At 43.2% G+C, this 15,140-nt stretch carries 16 protein-coding genes; 6 read left to right on the top strand and 10 right to left on the bottom strand.

What is annotated here, in order from left to right; all coding sequences use genetic code 11:
* Positions 1 to 99: 99 nt before the first annotated feature.
* From U5K35_RS12355 to U5K35_RS12345, 3 genes are read right to left on the bottom strand one after another with little or no spacing between them, the layout of a single operon-like run.
* Positions 100 to 441: a transposase gene (locus U5K35_RS12355; protein WP_322571801.1), complete on the bottom strand. Its 342-nt coding sequence runs from the start codon at positions 439 to 441 to the stop codon at positions 100 to 102.
* Positions 332 to 601: a transposase gene (locus U5K35_RS12350; RefSeq protein ID WP_322572671.1), complete on the bottom strand. Its 270-nt coding sequence runs from the start codon at positions 599 to 601 to the stop codon at positions 332 to 334. Before U5K35_RS12350 ends, U5K35_RS12355 begins: the two co-directional genes overlap by 110 nt.
* Entirely contained in the window at positions 511 to 1,116 is a 606-nt protein-coding gene (locus U5K35_RS12345; protein WP_322571800.1) for a transposase, read from the bottom strand. Before U5K35_RS12345 ends, U5K35_RS12350 begins: the two co-directional genes overlap by 91 nt.
* Before the next feature lie 523 nt (positions 1,117 to 1,639).
* On the opposite strand from U5K35_RS12345, the gene U5K35_RS12340 reads away from it, so the two are divergent.
* A complete protein-coding gene (locus U5K35_RS12340) occupies positions 1,640 to 2,305 on the top strand; it encodes a hypothetical protein (RefSeq protein ID WP_322571799.1) in 666 nt (221 codons plus the stop codon).
* Positions 2,306 to 2,827: 522 nt separating this feature from the next.
* A complete protein-coding gene (locus U5K35_RS12335; RefSeq protein WP_322571798.1) occupies positions 2,828 to 3,046 on the top strand; it encodes a hypothetical protein in 219 nt (72 codons plus the stop codon).
* Positions 3,047 to 3,929: 883 nt separating this feature from the next.
* Here the strand turns inward: U5K35_RS12335 and U5K35_RS19740 are convergent.
* The 3 genes from U5K35_RS19740 to U5K35_RS12325 all read right to left on the bottom strand — a co-directional run bounded on the left by U5K35_RS19740 (position 3,930) and on the right by U5K35_RS12325 (position 6,269).
* Positions 3,930 to 4,304 carry a tyrosine-type recombinase/integrase gene (locus tag U5K35_RS19740; protein WP_416221634.1) on the bottom strand — a complete coding sequence of 125 codons (375 nt, stop codon included), beginning with the start codon at positions 4,302 to 4,304 and terminating at the stop codon, positions 3,930 to 3,932.
* A gap of 23 nt (positions 4,305 to 4,327) precedes the next feature.
* Positions 4,328 to 4,837 carry a hypothetical protein gene (locus U5K35_RS12330; RefSeq protein WP_322571797.1) on the bottom strand — a complete coding sequence of 170 codons (510 nt, stop codon included), beginning with the start codon at positions 4,835 to 4,837 and terminating at the stop codon, positions 4,328 to 4,330.
* Positions 4,838 to 5,333: 496 nt separating this feature from the next.
* Positions 5,334 to 6,269 (bottom strand): DUF4097 family beta strand repeat-containing protein, encoded by a 936-nt coding sequence (locus U5K35_RS12325; protein WP_322571796.1) that lies wholly within the window; start codon positions 6,267 to 6,269, stop codon positions 5,334 to 5,336.
* Between the two features lie 169 nt (positions 6,270 to 6,438).
* On the opposite strand from U5K35_RS12325, the gene U5K35_RS12320 reads away from it, so the two are divergent.
* Positions 6,439 to 7,290, top strand: a complete 852-nt coding sequence (locus U5K35_RS12320) for a proline dehydrogenase family protein (protein ID WP_322571795.1) — start codon at positions 6,439 to 6,441, stop codon at positions 7,288 to 7,290.
* Positions 7,291 to 7,549: 259 nt separating this feature from the next.
* Here U5K35_RS12320 and U5K35_RS12315 read toward each other — a convergent pair whose 3' ends face one another.
* Genes U5K35_RS12315 through U5K35_RS12305 form a run of 3 tightly spaced genes read right to left on the bottom strand, consistent with a single transcriptional unit; the run spans position 7,550 to position 10,928 of the window.
* Positions 7,550 to 8,140, bottom strand: coding sequence for a hypothetical protein (locus U5K35_RS12315; RefSeq protein WP_322571794.1), 591 nt, complete (start codon positions 8,138 to 8,140; stop codon positions 7,550 to 7,552).
* An 8-nt stretch (positions 8,141 to 8,148) separates the two neighbouring features.
* Complete coding sequence (locus U5K35_RS12310; protein WP_322571793.1) at positions 8,149 to 10,323, bottom strand: zinc-dependent metalloprotease; 2,175 nt, start codon at positions 10,321 to 10,323, stop codon at positions 8,149 to 8,151.
* A gap of 50 nt (positions 10,324 to 10,373) precedes the next feature.
* Positions 10,374 to 10,928 carry a hypothetical protein gene (locus U5K35_RS12305; protein WP_322571792.1) on the bottom strand — a complete coding sequence of 185 codons (555 nt, stop codon included), beginning with the start codon at positions 10,926 to 10,928 and terminating at the stop codon, positions 10,374 to 10,376.
* 165 nt (positions 10,929 to 11,093) lie between these two features.
* Here U5K35_RS12305 and U5K35_RS12300 point away from each other — a divergent pair, with 165 nt between their 5' ends.
* The gene (locus U5K35_RS12300; RefSeq protein WP_322571791.1) at positions 11,094 to 11,588 is read left to right on the top strand and encodes a TspO/MBR family protein; all 495 of its coding nucleotides are present in this window, start codon (positions 11,094 to 11,096) and stop codon (positions 11,586 to 11,588) included.
* An 81-nt stretch (positions 11,589 to 11,669) separates the two neighbouring features.
* On the opposite strand, the gene tyrA is transcribed toward U5K35_RS12300, so the two are convergent.
* Complete coding sequence (tyrA, locus tag U5K35_RS12295) at positions 11,670 to 12,800, bottom strand: bifunctional chorismate mutase/prephenate dehydrogenase (RefSeq protein WP_322571790.1); 1,131 nt, start codon at positions 12,798 to 12,800, stop codon at positions 11,670 to 11,672.
* Positions 12,801 to 13,345: 545 nt separating this feature from the next.
* Here tyrA and U5K35_RS12290 point away from each other — a divergent pair.
* Positions 13,346 to 13,903 (top strand): DUF6580 family putative transport protein, encoded by a 558-nt coding sequence (locus tag U5K35_RS12290; protein WP_322571789.1) that lies wholly within the window; start codon positions 13,346 to 13,348, stop codon positions 13,901 to 13,903.
* Positions 13,904 to 13,942: 39 nt separating this feature from the next.
* On the top strand, positions 13,943 to 14,851 hold the full coding sequence (locus U5K35_RS12285; protein ID WP_322572670.1) for a cobalamin-binding protein: 909 nt from the start codon (positions 13,943 to 13,945) through the stop codon (positions 14,849 to 14,851).
* The last annotated feature ends 289 nt before the right edge of the window (positions 14,852 to 15,140 follow it).

Genomic DNA, 15,140 nt, shown 5'->3' with positions numbered 1-15,140 from the left:
TCTTTCAAATAGTGTAGTTTTTGGCCAATTATGGCTGTTTTGAAGCGGCCGGGCGGCCGATTTGAGGCCGTTTGGCCGCTCGCGGACATACTCCACCCATCAGGTGGCCCTTGCCGGGGTAATATTCTGCTGTTTCTTTGACCAGGTAATACCGCGTTCAATGTTCCAGCAGATGGACGCCATCACAAAGCGGGCTTTGTTTCTCAGTTTCGTTTTGGCCCGGGCCCATCGCAGGCCATAGCGATCTTTGATCGATGCAAACGGATGCTCCACTTGCGAGCGAACCTGCTGGTGACGTCTGTTTCGTTTTTTTTGGGCGGAACTCAGTGGGTCATTTACGTTTGCCTTTATCCAGGATTCCGTAATACCAGCCGTCGTCCCGGGCCATCTGTTTGAGGCTGTCGCGGTCGTAGGCTTTATCGCCAAACAGGCTGCGTTCATCCTCACTCACTAAGTCTTCGAGCACCGTGCTGTCGTGAGGTGCGGCCGGGGTAAAGGCAATCTTACGAATCAGTTTACTGCCCGCATCCACGCCAATATGGCCTTTATAGCCGAAATAGTACGTGCCACCCTTCTTTGTGGAGTTGGCATCGGTGTCGATTTGGGGAGAGGATCCTCAGCCAGTTCCTCTCGTTTTTTATCCGACAGCGGCCGGTTGACCGAGTCGATAATCGTGGCATCAACAACGGTTCCCTGCCGCAGCAGCAGGCCTTTGGCGTCCAGTTGACCGGTGATCTCCTCAAAGAGTTCTTCGATAAGACCGTCGTTGGCCAGCGCCTCGCGAAACCGCCAAAAGGTGGTAAAGTCCGGCACGGTCTGATCCAGCGGCAACCCGGCGAATCGCCGAAAGCTCAGCCGGTCAATCAGATGATCTTCCAGCTGCGGGTCACTCAGCTGATACAGATACTGAAGAAACAACCCGCGGATCATCCACCGAACCGGCTTACGGGGCTGTCCGCCTTTAGGGCCGGTTTTGTCAATGCGGCGGCCAATCTCGTAGAGTGGCTCCCAATCGATCCACTCGTCAATCTCTTGAAGGCGCTTGGTAGAACGCGAAACTTGGGTGGAATTGCTGGCCCATTGGTCTAAAATGCTGAGTTGATGACGCTTATCCATAGATCATGCTTTTTTAATTGAGAAAAACTGAATTGATTGCCCAAAACTACAAATCAACCGTTAAAACCCGAAATAATGGGGGTTCTGCAAAGCCTTCTCGTAGTAGAGTTAAAGTACGCGTCAACTTCAATATAATGTAATCATTACCTGCATCAGTACAGTATTATGACAATGAATTTAAAATATATATATCTCATAATATTAATCACGATTTATTTTTATTTAAAACTCATGCGATCAGGATGAAGACATTGAGGATAGTCAAATTGTCCATGCATTGCCATTAGACATTAATAATGATAAGTAAAACTTATTGATTTAAACGAACGATCAGAACTTTTAAATGTGGGATTAATTGATATTATTGAGGATTATCTAGTTGTAGTCGATATAAAAGAAGAGGGAATATTTCAAATTTTTAAATTACCTGAAGTTAAATTCTTATATAAATGGGGGCGTCAAGGAAACGGTCCGAATGAATTTCAGCAGCCTCTCATTCACAGTTCAATAAACTTTTCAATTGATGATCCGATCGAAATCCTATGATCCTTATTTAAATAGGCTTCGTTTTGTTGCAATTGCATATGATACTAATCTTGTCTCTATTAAAGAAGAAATGATTATCTACAATCATTATAGAGGCATAATGAATAGATTGCAGAGAATAAACGATAGTTTATATGTAAAGGAATATCCCCCTTCATTAATAAATTATAGTATTAATGAAGTAAATTTGTTTTCTAAACTGAAAGGCTGTTTTTTGGGGACGAAAATCGAAATGAACATCCCAAACAGCGAATATATTGCTTTTGATCCCTCATTGAATGATACTATGTTCACTTTCGGAGAATATCCCAATTCTCAATTGAGTCCTCATGAACGTTATCGTGAATTTAGAAAGATTCACACGTCAAATCCTGATGGATCAAAGTTTTCAGCTTTTTATCTATATTATAATAGATTCAAAATATTTAATAACAGTGGAGAGGAGCTACACAATATAAAAATTCATGACTCTTTAAAAGAGAATTCAGATAATGAAAATAATAGAATAATTTATAGAAATTCAGTACAAGCATCTAATGATTATATATATGCTTTGACATTCAATTCGACGTATGAGGATATTGGAAATGAGCCAGCGAATAGTTTCGGTCATCACGTAGAAGGCTTGGGATTGGACAGGTAATCCTATTTATCGTGCATATTTTGATAAACGAATCGTATTAATTACCATTTCAGAAAAATTTGGCAACACTCATGGTATCTCCGATTATGCTTCTGACGTAATATAACCAGTACTGATTTACCAAAAATATTAAAATAAAATCTGTCAACATTTTATTATATTTATAATATCAATTATATCTTATGAAGAATACTAAAATATTCATTTTATTGTTTTTATATTTACTATTTAATGTTTTGGGAGTCTTTGCAAAATCCTCTCATTCCAGGAGATTTTCGGATAAGAGTGTTATATATAGCCAATCGTAAAATGATAACTATAATGACAGACTGATTAATGGCTGCTATCAATCAATTAAGTTTTGGCGACGGGTTACTTTTCCATGCGAAAAAAGACCAGCAGGATGCTTAAAAAACTTTCTAAAATCGACCAGTTAATTGATTGGTAGCCACTTGTCGAGCAGGTTCGTGTCATTGACAAGACCGATCCCGAAAGGCCGGCCGGCCCTATAAGAGACCTGTAGTGGATGATTCGAATAATTTTTGGATTTCAACAATCATCGACAGCGAAAGTAATTATCAATGGTGGGTATTGAATAATGAAGGAGAAATTCTAACAAAATTTACTTGGCCAAAGAGCAAGAGTATTCAAGCCGTTACAGATGAATCTCTTTTTGCCTTAGAAACTGATCCCGATACAGGAATCCAAAAGGTCGTTAAATATCAATTTCAGTATGATTAATAAATAAACGAGGCCAATAACCAGCGGTTCGTGCGGACGATTTTGTAGTTCGGACTTTAGCAAAGTTGATCACCTCGACCGCACAACCGCCAAACCGTTATGTGGCTTGACAAAAAACTTGCTCAATAAAGTAGTTATGATCCAATTTTGATGTGTAATAAATATAGCATTTAAGCATTTTAACTCAGCTAGCGAGGACAACTATAAAAAAAACAAAGCTAATCATATTTACTGCCTGTATTTTGATTCTTACAGGCTGTGATATTTTCAGCTCATCGGATGAGGTTGAAAGAACATATCCGAAGAAGCTTTTGATTTTGGGGCCGTTTTAATTTCAGAGTTATTTAATGAGGTTGAACCACCAGATTCAGTTAACATAAATGCTTATGTATTTGATATTCATGAGTGTCCCGAAAACTTTAACTGTCTTCTTCCCGATCGAATTGCCGTATCAGAGAGTTTACCTCCTGCAGATACTTTATACATTACAGCTGTTAAACCAAGTCAATTTCAAATCCAAAAACAGTATCAAATTTCACTTTCAATAACTAAAAGAGAGACAAAAGAATGGCCTGATATTCGCCTTCTTGGTTTCAGTCTTATCAAATAAAGCCGCATAACCAGCAATCATCAACCGCACGCGTTTGTGTTTAGTTACTTACATTCAAAGACTGTAGCCGCGCCGCTTATTGGCCAAGCCGTTAAGGCCTCGGCAGGCTCGCGTAAATGTGGAAGTGTGGGGTACGGGGTTTTGATGCCCTTTTCAGTGGGCAAGTGAGATAAATCCCGATTTACTTTTCATAGTAATTAATCTCCAGCCAACTTTGCTATTTACTCTCCCCAAAAACTATTCTCATTTTTTCCTCCCTATCTCACTAAGCACTCACAGATTCTGAAGCGCATTCCCCACTTGCTCACTGATATCCATATTCAGCATGTCAGCATACCGCTGAGTAGTGCTAACATCAGCATGGCGTAGCCAGCGTTGTACGGTGTAAATGGGCACTCCGGCGCGAAGGAGTTCTATGCAGCACGTATGGCGCAGACTGTGAATGTTCAGATTCTGTTTATTCGGTAGTGCCTGCCTTAAATACTTTTTAAACAGCCTGTGCGTATGACGACGCGAGCTATGGTCAAATAGTCTATCATCTATAGAAGTGCATTCAGTGAGTTTTTTTCTGGCGATCTTCTTTAATGGCTCGCACACTTTCAATTGGCAGCACCTGCTTCTTCTTACTCTTAGTGACGAAGTGATCATTTCCGATGATTATTTCCCAGGTATCAGGTATCAATATCCCCAGCTCGCAAATGCAGTGTTTCAGAAAGCCGCATCCCAGATAAGCGCTGCCAGTGAATGAAATCTATTAGCCACAGAGCATTGAAATTCTCTGTTTGGAATCCCTTTTTGATATCACTTGCTACCTTACTACTGATATAGCTCGTAAGCTTTTCAATATCTTCTCTGGTAAAGTAATTAATCGATTCAGCCTGCTCACTGCTGTTATTCTCTATATGGAGTTTACTGGAGGTCAGCCTGGCTAATTTGTTCTCATCCAGCCACAGCAGGAACGTTTTCAGCTTCTTTTTGTGGGATAGCTTGGTTTCGTATTTAATATCGTCCCGATTCAAAAAATGTGATTGAAAGCATGTTTCAGTAACACTCTCAACCGGCGATTGGGGACCAATGCTTCGAATAAAGTCTTCCAGGACGTATTTTGTATTTCGGGTTGTGTTTTCTCTCCAGTCTTGTTGAGATTTAATTTTGATAAACTCTTTGAGTGCGTTCTCCAATGAAGAGCTTTTGGTAAGCTTCTCGCTGTTATCTGAAACAACATCATCTGCCCACGGATTGTATTCACCTGTCGCAAACTTATCTTCGAGCTTTCGTTTCAGTTTTAGAGCGGTGTTTTTCGGTTCTGGTTTTAAGGGCTACTCTTTTTTGTTTCGGGTTACGGTTGCTGTTAAAAAATTGCAGATAATAAAATCCATGCTGCTTAATTAATGAAGCCATTTCGATAGTAATATGATAGTAGTCTACTATCGATTATTACTATTCTGTGAAAAATGAGAGTAAGCAACCTTGTTTGAAATGCTTGTAAGACACTTCAGTCCGGTAGAGCATCTCGGCTGGGGTCGAGGGGGTCGCAGGTTCAAATCCTGTCGTTCCGACTTAAAAAAAGCCTTTAAATGACATTCAGTTGTTGTTTAAGGGCTTTTTTGTTGGCTGTAATTACACTTTTTATAGTTACTTAAATTGATCTCGGATAGCTCTCAAAATCCCGGTTCGTTAATTATAATTCACCGTCACACTCCCGCCGGATGTCCTTGCAGCCAGCATGGGGCCTCCATTACCTATTGTACCCTCAACTCTGTCACGCTCAGAGCTTCCCGTAAAATTTCGAAGTTCCACATTGACGCGATTTCCTGACAGATCCATTTCAAAATGCTCAGTTTCAGGTATATCTACTGAAATACTGCCCCCGCTTGTTCTTAGATCGAGATCGTCGCTGAACTCCGTTAATTGGGCACGGATACTGCCGCCGCTGGTTCTGGCTGTAATTTCGCCGCTCACGTTTTCAAGGCGAATACTTCCCCCTGAAGTTCTCAGATCTGCCGGTCCGGTGAGCCCGTCAACCCGGATGGAGCCGCCGCTGGTGCGACCATTAACAGTTCCGTGAACGTCTGCAAGATTAATGCTTCCGCCGGAGGTTCTGAGATCTGCATTTCCCCGGATAGATTCGGCTGTAACACTTCCGCCGCTGGTTCTCAATGATACATCATTCATGAAGTTTCTTGCCGTTACGGATCCCCCGCTTGTGCTACCGTCTACAAAAGATCCGGCAGGAGCCTGAACCACAAATGAGATGGATACATTGTTTCCTGAACTGAACCACCCGCCAAATCCGCTATTTTTTCGTTCAGCCCTTGCGGTGATAGTATTACCATCCTGGCTGATGTCGATCTCAAAATCATCGAGATCGAAATCTGATGGAGATAATGCTCTGTTGCCACGTCGTACTATCATGTATACGCGAACTTCATCCTCGTTATGCCCCTCGGTCATAATTGATCCGCCGCTGGTTTGTATGTTGATGGTAGGATTATCGTTCACATTGAATATTTCAGTTCTGTACGCATCATCGATATTTTGCGCAGTTAGTGAGCTGAAAAAAGCTATAATTGTTGCAAACAGACAGATCAGAAATTTTGTTAATTGTTCCATGTCGGCAGGGTTTGTTGGAGAAAAAAGTTTGGCTCGAAAACATACGACGACTCACCAGCAATTGTTTCAGATAGAACCGCCTCGGGAAAAAAAATGTTATGATATCTGTGTGTAAATCATGAGCACTTTCGTAATTTATTTTTGATTGAAATAAAAAACATCTGCAGTTATGAAATTACCTTTTGTGTTGGCAAAGAGATTTGTTGCTGGGGAGACATTCGACCAGTCTGTGCCAAAAGTCCGGGAGCTCAATAAGCACGGTATAAAAGTAACGCTCGATCTTCTCGGGGAGAATGTAAAAGACCGCCGGATGGCCGACGACACGGTTGAGAGCTACATACAGCTGATAGAAAATATCCATAATGCGGGGCTTAAAAGCACGATCTCCATCAAGCTAACAATGCTCGGTCTCGACATTGACGAGGAGTACTGCAAAGAGAATTTGTTTAAGCTGCTTGATGTGGCTCGTGAACACGATTCATTCGTACGCATCGACATGGAGGGATCAGATTGTACGCAGGCAACAATCGATCTGTTTAAAGAAGCGTTCAAAGAGTATGGTAAACACGTCGGAATTGTGATACAAGCCTATCTGCATCGCAGCAAACATGATATCCCTGAGCTGGCGGAAATGGGAGCGGACATTAGACTCTGCAAAGGCGCGTATGGCGAGCCGGAACGTGTGGCCCTTCAAAATATGCCGGCTATACGTGACGCGTTTAAAGAGTACTCCAAAATTTTACTCGAAAAAACTGCCTATCCCCGAATTGCAACCCACGACGATGAGCTTGTGAACTGGATTAAGAATTACATACTGGAAAATAATCTCGGGAAGTCCCGGTTTGAGTTTCAGATGCTCTATGGTTTGCGTGAAGAAACCATGATTGAACTGGCCTCCGAAGGATACAACACAAGAGTTTACGTGCCATATGGAACCATGTGGTTCCCCTATTTTAAACGAAGGTTATTAGAAAGAAAAGAGAACATATTTTTTATAGCCAGCACGATGTTCAAAAAATAGAACTGGTTCAGTTTTTATTTATCTGATGGCAGATTAGCTCAAGTTCCGTAAAATGGGGGAAGAAGTAAACCGTTAATTAAAGGAGCGCCATAGTAGGCGCGGCGTCATTCGGAATCTGAATTCAATCTCAATCATAAAATGCGAACAGATATTCTGATTCGTATTCAATAAAAATAATGGATGTAGCACTACATAGCGTTGCTTAAATGTAATTGAGGCTGATTTCTAAGATTTTGGAAAGAGTGAGTCAGTACTCAACCTAATTCATCTTAAGCGGCTGTGAACCCTCCTGAATATCCAGCTTAGACCGGTCGACTTCAGCGAGATAATGGTGACCGCCGGTGCGATCGTACCGAATGTAAAATAGCCGGTCTTCGCTCAGCAGATCAATTGTGCCTGTTATACTATTCTCATCAACCCCTAATGTGAGATGGCCGATATGGAAATTAATAAGCGGGCCGGTGAGTGTTCTGATGCTTTCACCAACCGCCTGATTTCTGTTGATGCGAGCTGTAACAATAAGATTCTCATCAAGAGATATATGAACTTCTGTTCCCGGCTCGTAAGATCTGATGCTGTTTATCGGGGGTGACGGCTCAATATATGTAAATGCAATGAAGGGTGCTGTGTTGTGGGTGTCCTTTAATGTAAAAATATCATCTGATACATTTGCCCGGGTAAACAGCAGAGAATCGCTGGTCTGTACCATTAATTCAGGAAGACCGGACACCTCCATCTCATCTGTTTCTGTTTGGTTTGATGGTTGGTCAGTTCCGTCACTACAGCCCACAATCAGGAAGCCGGAAATAAGAATCGCTGCCGAAATAATGGATAAGGTTGCATTTTTCATTCGGGGAATTATTTAATCAGGATCATCTGGCGGGTCAGCGTCTGTTCCGGAGTTCTGAGGCGATACATGTAGATACCACTTGACAGACTGCTGGCGTCAAATGTTTCTTGATGGTGACCGGCATTAAGCGTTCCCTGAATAAGTGTGGCTACTTTTTGTCCTGTAATATTAAAGATTTCCAGAGTCACATCAGTCGTGCGATTCAGAGTAAATTGAATGTTGGTTGTGGGATTGAATGGATTTGGAAAATTCTGCGATAACTGGACTCGCTGAGGTAAGTCTTGTGCATCTTCAGATGATGTTGCCATTTCAATTGATGCAGAGATTGGAACTTCGATAACAGGATTTGTCGGGTCGTTACTTCGTACCCGAAGTACTGTCTGATAATCTCCTGTAGGCACGTCCTGAGCCGTAAGAGTGAGGTTCACCGTTTGGCTTGAACCTGCTGCAACCACTCCGCCAAAAGACTCCGTAGTTAGCCAGTTGAACGGCGAGTGTAAGCGTTCTACGCGAATATTATCAATATCCATGTAGGCGCCGCTTACTTCGTTTCGCTGGCCAAAATACATGTAGTCGGGTTTTCGTCCTGAGGGATATGGATTGGACGCAATTTGAGTTCCCCCAAGGTAATAATCCACGCTTCCGTTGTTGGGATTGTACTTGATCTCAAAGGATCTGTAAGAGCCATCAGTCGGAAAAGTGGCATTTGTGGAAGAGAAAACTTCATCTCCCGATTCGTTTATTCTTCGTGCAAAAATATTTCCACCGGATATGATTATGCCGGAAGAAATAGTTCCTGTGCTGTTATCAAAAGCATAAACATCAAATGTTTCACCATTACCACCAATAATCAGATCCTGTGTGGCTATATCAAACGAGATAACAAACTCACCCATGGCTTGCGGTCCAAAAAATGGTGATCTTGAAAACATGGAAGATGAAGATTCAGAGCGTCTTGGTAGGCGTAGATGTCGGCTTCCATCTGAAGGATTTTCTGCTGATATCTCAAAGGGTGTTGATTCTGAAAATGAGCGCCAGCCGGCTATGGCCGGAAAATCGCCGGTCGAAAATCCCTCCTCTGACTCAAAACTGGTCGAAAATATTACGCCCGGTTCACTTAGTTCGGTAAATGATATGTTGCTGCCCGAGGCGAAAGTTCCTATAAGTGGAGCCACCTGCATTGTTTGAGATTGATCAGCCTGCTGTTTAGAATTTGCGATAACCCCGCTTTCAATATCAAAATCAAAGTCCCACAGCAGATCGCTGGTTCCACTGTTTTGTAAGGTTATAGGAACAGTGACGGTTGAGTTGTTCTGGTCGAGTTCAGCTGAAATGGAAGATTCTTCAATAGAAATTGCAGGCGGATCAACCAGTGTGGGGCGGTAGGCTGCAATAACCCGTTTTATTTCCCGCATGCTTCGTGCACTGTTAGATGGACCGGCGGCACTGCTTGAGGAGAGCTCAGTACCGGTAGGAACATCTGAGAATGAAACATCTGGATTAGAAAAGTTTGGGATACTTGAATACCCTCCATCATTATAGGCCATAACGGTAGCATATTGTTTTGAGCCTGCCGTGAACCGGTTTCCGGTTGAGTATGCAAACATTCCGCCAAAGACCCCTGCCGCTTTACTGGGTTGATTTCTGGCGTGTGCATTTCCCATATTATGGCCAATCTCGTGCACAAGTGTATTGCCACTCCCAATTTGCTGTACCCGGTTTATCGAAAAACCGAGAATATGATTGCCGGTTGGTGAGTTGTTCATCCATGCTATGCCTCCTGTATTTGGCTCACTCAACACCGCAGCAACAAGATCGGCCCCATATTGGTTTCTCAGGTCGTGTACCTCTTCCATAAAACCGGCAAAATCTGAAGGGCTACACTCCTCGTCATCATCCGGACAGAAATCAAATGGTTCTACAGGATTGTAAGAGAGGCGTCTTAGATGATCGCCACCCGAAACGTAATCCGGATCGTTCGAGTCGAGTGAGGTAGAAGAATCCTCATCGTAATCAGTCTCATAAAGGTGAACGAGGCGCAGGGTAACGTAAATCTCGCTGTTGTCCAGAGCAGTTTGGGCATTTGCAAGAGACTGGGCAATAACGGCATCTATGGATCCGATGTTGCTTTCCGCCCATTCACGAGCTTTTTGTGTGTAAGGCATCAGAAGGTCGATCGTCACATCATCCTCAAGTGTGGCAATGGTGGATGATGCATTTGGGATATGCGGTCTTACATCTGAACCGCCTGCTGTTTTATTAATCTGCCGGGAGAATAATTATTGAGATGCCAAGTATCTAATTCATGAATGGAACAGAACTTTTCATCATCATAAAACGATGACCCTATTGATACATAGTTCTGCGATACCTGCCCATCATATTCAAAAAAGTAAGTTTCTTCATGCGACTTGTGAAAGATCCCGTGCAATCTGCCGTTCGAGTAGGTGAACGTAAATGTATTCTCGGGATTGTCGATCTCTTTTGTAATGAATGATGTAGTTGATGATGTGTAGTTTTCAACTCTGTTAACCCCAAACGTCGTGGATGAACCGGGAGTTACTTCTATCTCTAAATAATCACCAGATTTTATAGTGGTAAAATCGATTTGGTTATCGTGTAGCTCGTAATACTGCCTCTGATGTTCGATACCTGATAGCGTTCGGGCTGATACCTGTTTAGTCTGGCTGTCAATCGAATTAAGTTTGAACACTTGCTGTCCATTAACAACAGGTGTGATTATAAAGAGATACATTAGCAGCGAAATAAAAGTAAGGAATAGTTTCATGAAGTAATTGCTTCTGAATAGTGCTGAGAATGTAATTAGTAGTAAAATTAATCAGAGTAAAATGAATATAGAACGGATCATAATTTATATATCTTATGTTATTTACTTATCGCTGAAAATTTGATCCATTTAAGCTTTAATAAAAAAATTTGCCCACGTTACATTATGAATAAAAAATCAACAGCCCCGTTTAAATCTGCTGTTATATTGCTTCTGTTACTGTTCCTCTGCTTTGGTGTAGCCTGGACCGGAGCCCAGGTATCGCCCGGTATTGCTTCGTCTGAATGGTATGATCAGTTGAATAAACCGGATTGGAATCCACCTGGATGGCTGTTCGGGCCGGTGTGGACAGCGCTCTACACCATGATGGCCTTTGCTGCGTGGCGCGTATGGCGGCGTCTCGGTTTCGGCGATGGCAAGAAAGAATTGTCGCTCTTCGGAATTCAGCTCTTTCTGAACGGACTATGGTCGCAGCTTTTCTTTAACGCCCAAAACCCCGGACTCGCGTTCATTGAGATTATCATGCTGCTGTCGGCAATTATAGCAACGACGTGGCTTTTCTATAAACAAGACAGAATAGCCGGCTGGCTGATGGTCCCTTACATCTTGTGGGTGGCGTTTGCAACCGTGCTAAACGGCACGATATGGATGATGAATTAGATATGAGATGTGAGTCTTGAGTCATGAGTTGTGTCTCAAGACTCATGACTCAAATCTCAAGACTCGTGACCATATCTAAGCTCACGAAAATCGATCTGCCAACCGGTTAATCAGGTATCCGCTCTCTTTCAAAGCCTGGGTAGCGAAGCGTCCAAAGAAATCGGTGACTGCTTCGAATTCTCTCACAAAGCCTTTTTTATCGTCATTCTCGACCATTGATATCAGCCGTTCGTGGTGTTTGAAAAATGTAACGAGAAGTTCCCGGCGCTCTTTATTTGCAAATACGATATCGGCATAGAGTTCGGCATCCTGGGCAAAAATCCGGCCGGTCATCATCAGCTCAGCGCGGTACACCGGGCTCGAATAATCCAGCATTTGATGCGGATCGAGATCGTACTCTTTCATAAATGAGCCGTGCAAAAGAGCTACGAAGTGGCGAAGACCCTGCACCAGGTTCATCACGTGATCATGATTCTCCGGATCTGCCTCAATCACGCGCATACCCCAGAGCCTGCACTGTTCCCGAAACCATTGGCTCGCTTCAGGATCTCGTCCTTCACACACCACCATTAGCTGCTTCGACAGGTTGGGCACATCCGGGCCGTGCATCGGGTGCAAGCCAATCACCGGTCCGGGATGTGAATCGAGCATTGCTTCAAGTGGTCCCGTTTTATTACTGGTAAAATCGGCCAGTATTGTTTTGTTATCCAGCTTATTGGTGAGCCGTTCAATAACGGCTACGGTCAGGTTGATGGGAACCGTCACGATCGCCAGGTCCAGTTTCGGAGCCATCTCCTCAAGTTCAAACCAGTTTCCTTTGTCAATACTGTAGGTGTGATGTCCGCTCTGATCGGCTACTTTCCGGTAGAGAGATCCCATGCCTCCATCACCGCCGACAAACAGAATATGCTTTGGCTCCTGAGTTGCCCGTGGGAAAGTATGAGTGGATTGCGTTGCCCTTGAAGCCGACATAATCATTCGAAGAAAATCCTCGGCCCAGTCAGGATCTAAATCCCTCTCCTCCGCCATGCTGCGGAATTTCACGCTTTTCTCCTCTTCCCGTTCGGCAACAAATACCGGCAGCTGGTTGTCGATTTTATATTCGATTACCTCGCGCGACACTTTGTTACGTTCTTTCAGTAAATCGAGAATCTGACGATCTATTTTATCAATCTGATCCCGCTGGGAGGAGAGGTCTGAATTTTTTGGCATGGTTATTTGAATATTTAAGTGGCAACTAAAAGCATAAAGCAGCGCTCGACAGGCTTCACTTCAAAACCGGTGAACGATATTATACGCAGGGAAATATACGGTCGTGTTTGGTATAGTTCATATTGCATCTAACACACGAAGGTAGGGTTGAAAAAACAGAAAAAGTAACTCAATCTCAGGTAAATTATATGATTGTTTCTGATATGATTGCATCTTTCATCAGGAAAAGTGTAGTGCCCGCCGCTCTTCTCCCGCGCGCCCCTGTCATGTCGAGCGCAATAAGGAGCAACGCGACGAATGGAGTCGAGACATCTCCCAGGGATTGAATAAATCAATTTAAAGCCTCGTGATCAATGGTGCCCGAAAAGGGAGATCCTTCTGCGCACTCTCTTTCTCCGTTCGTTTCCGCAAGGTGATAGGCCTCAGCTGCAACTAAAGGTAAAGTTTAAAGGTTTGGGGAAGCTATGATTTAAATTGAAGATGACCTTCACACTTTTGACAGAAAACTGTTATTTTTAAATCTGAATTCAAAGCAATATCTACCTATGAAGAAGAACGCATTTTACATCATTACCGGTTTCATACTGTTTGCGGCTCTGGCGCGATTGTTACCGCACGCCTATAATTTTACGCCGCTTGGAGCTATTGCACTGTTCGGTGCCGCTTATTTTCCAAAGAAAAAATGGGCATTTATTGTTCCCATACTGGCTCTTTGGCTGAGTGATCTCGTTCTGAACAACGTCATGTATGCGGCCTATTACGATGGATTTACATTCTTCACAGGTGGCTTCTTCTACATTTACGGCGCCTTTGCGATGATCGTAATCCTGGGCATTTTACTATTAAAAAAAGTTACCTTCCCACGGGTGATTGGTGGCGCACTTGGAGGATCAGTTATTTTCTTTATTGTAAGTAACTTTGGCGTCTGGCTCGGCAGTGCGCTTTACCCGTTGACACTCGAGGGGTTAATTATGTGCTATACAGCAGCGATTCCGTTCTTTCATTATACAATAGCGGGTAATCTTATCTACTGCGGTGTCCTGTTTGGCGGGTACGAATATTTGAAATATAAAGCCCCGGAACTTACAACCATCCAAGCCTGAGACACCACGGCTGCATCTGATCAAAAATCGCCCCGGAAAATCGTATCCCTGCTACCGGGGTTAACGGAACTTGTTTGTAAACTTGGCCTACAGGATCGGCTTGTGGGGAGATCTCATGAGTGTGATTTTCCAAAATCTGTTACCGATCTTCCAGTCTTAACATCGCCCGGCTATCCTCATACACCTGATTCTGAAAGCGGTGAGATACACAGATCTGTGACCGGGCTGCTTCAAAAAGCACTTTCTATTTATGATGTGGATGATGACACGCTCATAGACCTTAATCCCGATATCATCCTCACACAGGATCATTGCGAGGTTTGCGCTGTAACGCAAGATGATCTAAGCAGCGCGGTAAAGCAGGCGCTTGGCCAAACGACAGAGGTTGTGTCAGTCTCACCCACCGATCTTGAGGGAGTATGTCAGTCATTTATTGATGTTGCTGATACCCTTGGAGTTCGCCAAAGAGGCGAAGAGCTTGCAGGGAGTATCCAAAGCAGGTTTGATGAGATTCGATCTGTAACGGCGCAACTACCGGCACCTGATGTCGTAGCTATTGAATGGATTGAGCCGCTGATGACCGGCGGCAACTGGATGCCTGAAATGATTGAGATTGCCGGTGGAGTCCCTCATCTTGCAACAGCAGGCAAACACTCTCCCTGGCAATTGTGGGAAGATGTTGTGGCGTGCGACCCGGATGTTCTTTTGATTGTGCCGTGCGGATTTGGGATATCAAAAACAAAGGAGGAAATGACTTCTATTACTGAAAAAGAATCATGGCAAGATTTAACATCAGTACGGCAAAACGAGGTCTATCTTTTGGATGGAAACCATTATTTTAATCGACCCGGCCCGCGGATTAAAGAATCCGTTGAAATTCTGGCTGAAATATTTCATCCTGATGTGTTCAAAGACCGAATAGATCCGAATGGTTGGGTCAGGTTTTAAGCCTGCATTATTCACCAAGAAATTTGGTTGTGGGCAAGGCGTCTGGAAAATGGTGGCGGAAACGTCCGTCGGCTGACGGACGTTGAGTAAACCATTTTAAAGACAACGCAGCCCACAGCTAAAGTTCGCAGTGTGTAACAATACGTTGAATAAAATTTAATCTTAGCTTGATGTATCTCACTGATAGACTTGATGATAAGACTTATCTACAATTTTTTGTGAATAATGCAGGTAAGGTGAATAAGATGCAATGGACCGAACAAAAGAGTTTTAATTTTCAATTTAGATC

The organism is Rhodohalobacter sp., assembly GCF_034521535.1.
Lineage (GTDB): Bacteria > Bacteroidota > Rhodothermia > Balneolales > Balneolaceae > Rhodohalobacter.
This window is presented reverse-complemented; position numbering and strand designations above follow the sequence as displayed.

Coding starts and splice junctions, on each gene's coding strand:
- U5K35_RS12340 (WP_322571799.1), top strand. CDS start 1,640: ATGATCCGATCGAAATCCTATGATCCTTATTTAAATAGGCTTCGTTTT.
- U5K35_RS19740 (WP_416221634.1), bottom strand. CDS start 4,304: ATGATCACTTCGTCACTAAGAGTAAGAAGAAGCAGGTGCTGCCAATTG.
- U5K35_RS12305 (WP_322571792.1), bottom strand. CDS start 10,928: ATGAAACTATTCCTTACTTTTATTTCGCTGCTAATGTATCTCTTTATA.
- U5K35_RS12300 (WP_322571791.1), top strand. CDS start 11,094: ATGAATAAAAAATCAACAGCCCCGTTTAAATCTGCTGTTATATTGCTT.
- tyrA (WP_322571790.1), bottom strand. CDS start 12,800: ATGCCAAAAAATTCAGACCTCTCCTCCCAGCGGGATCAGATTGATAAA.
- U5K35_RS12320 (WP_322571795.1), top strand. CDS start 6,439: ATGAAATTACCTTTTGTGTTGGCAAAGAGATTTGTTGCTGGGGAGACA.
- U5K35_RS12290 (WP_322571789.1), top strand. CDS start 13,346: ATGAAGAAGAACGCATTTTACATCATTACCGGTTTCATACTGTTTGCG.
- U5K35_RS12355 (WP_322571801.1), bottom strand. CDS start 441: ATGAACGCAGCCTGTTTGGCGATAAAGCCTACGACCGCGACAGCCTCA.
- U5K35_RS12345 (WP_322571800.1), bottom strand. CDS start 1,116: ATGGATAAGCGTCATCAACTCAGCATTTTAGACCAATGGGCCAGCAAT.
- U5K35_RS12315 (WP_322571794.1), bottom strand. CDS start 8,140: ATGAAAAATGCAACCTTATCCATTATTTCGGCAGCGATTCTTATTTCC.
- U5K35_RS12325 (WP_322571796.1), bottom strand. CDS start 6,269: ATGGAACAATTAACAAAATTTCTGATCTGTCTGTTTGCAACAATTATA.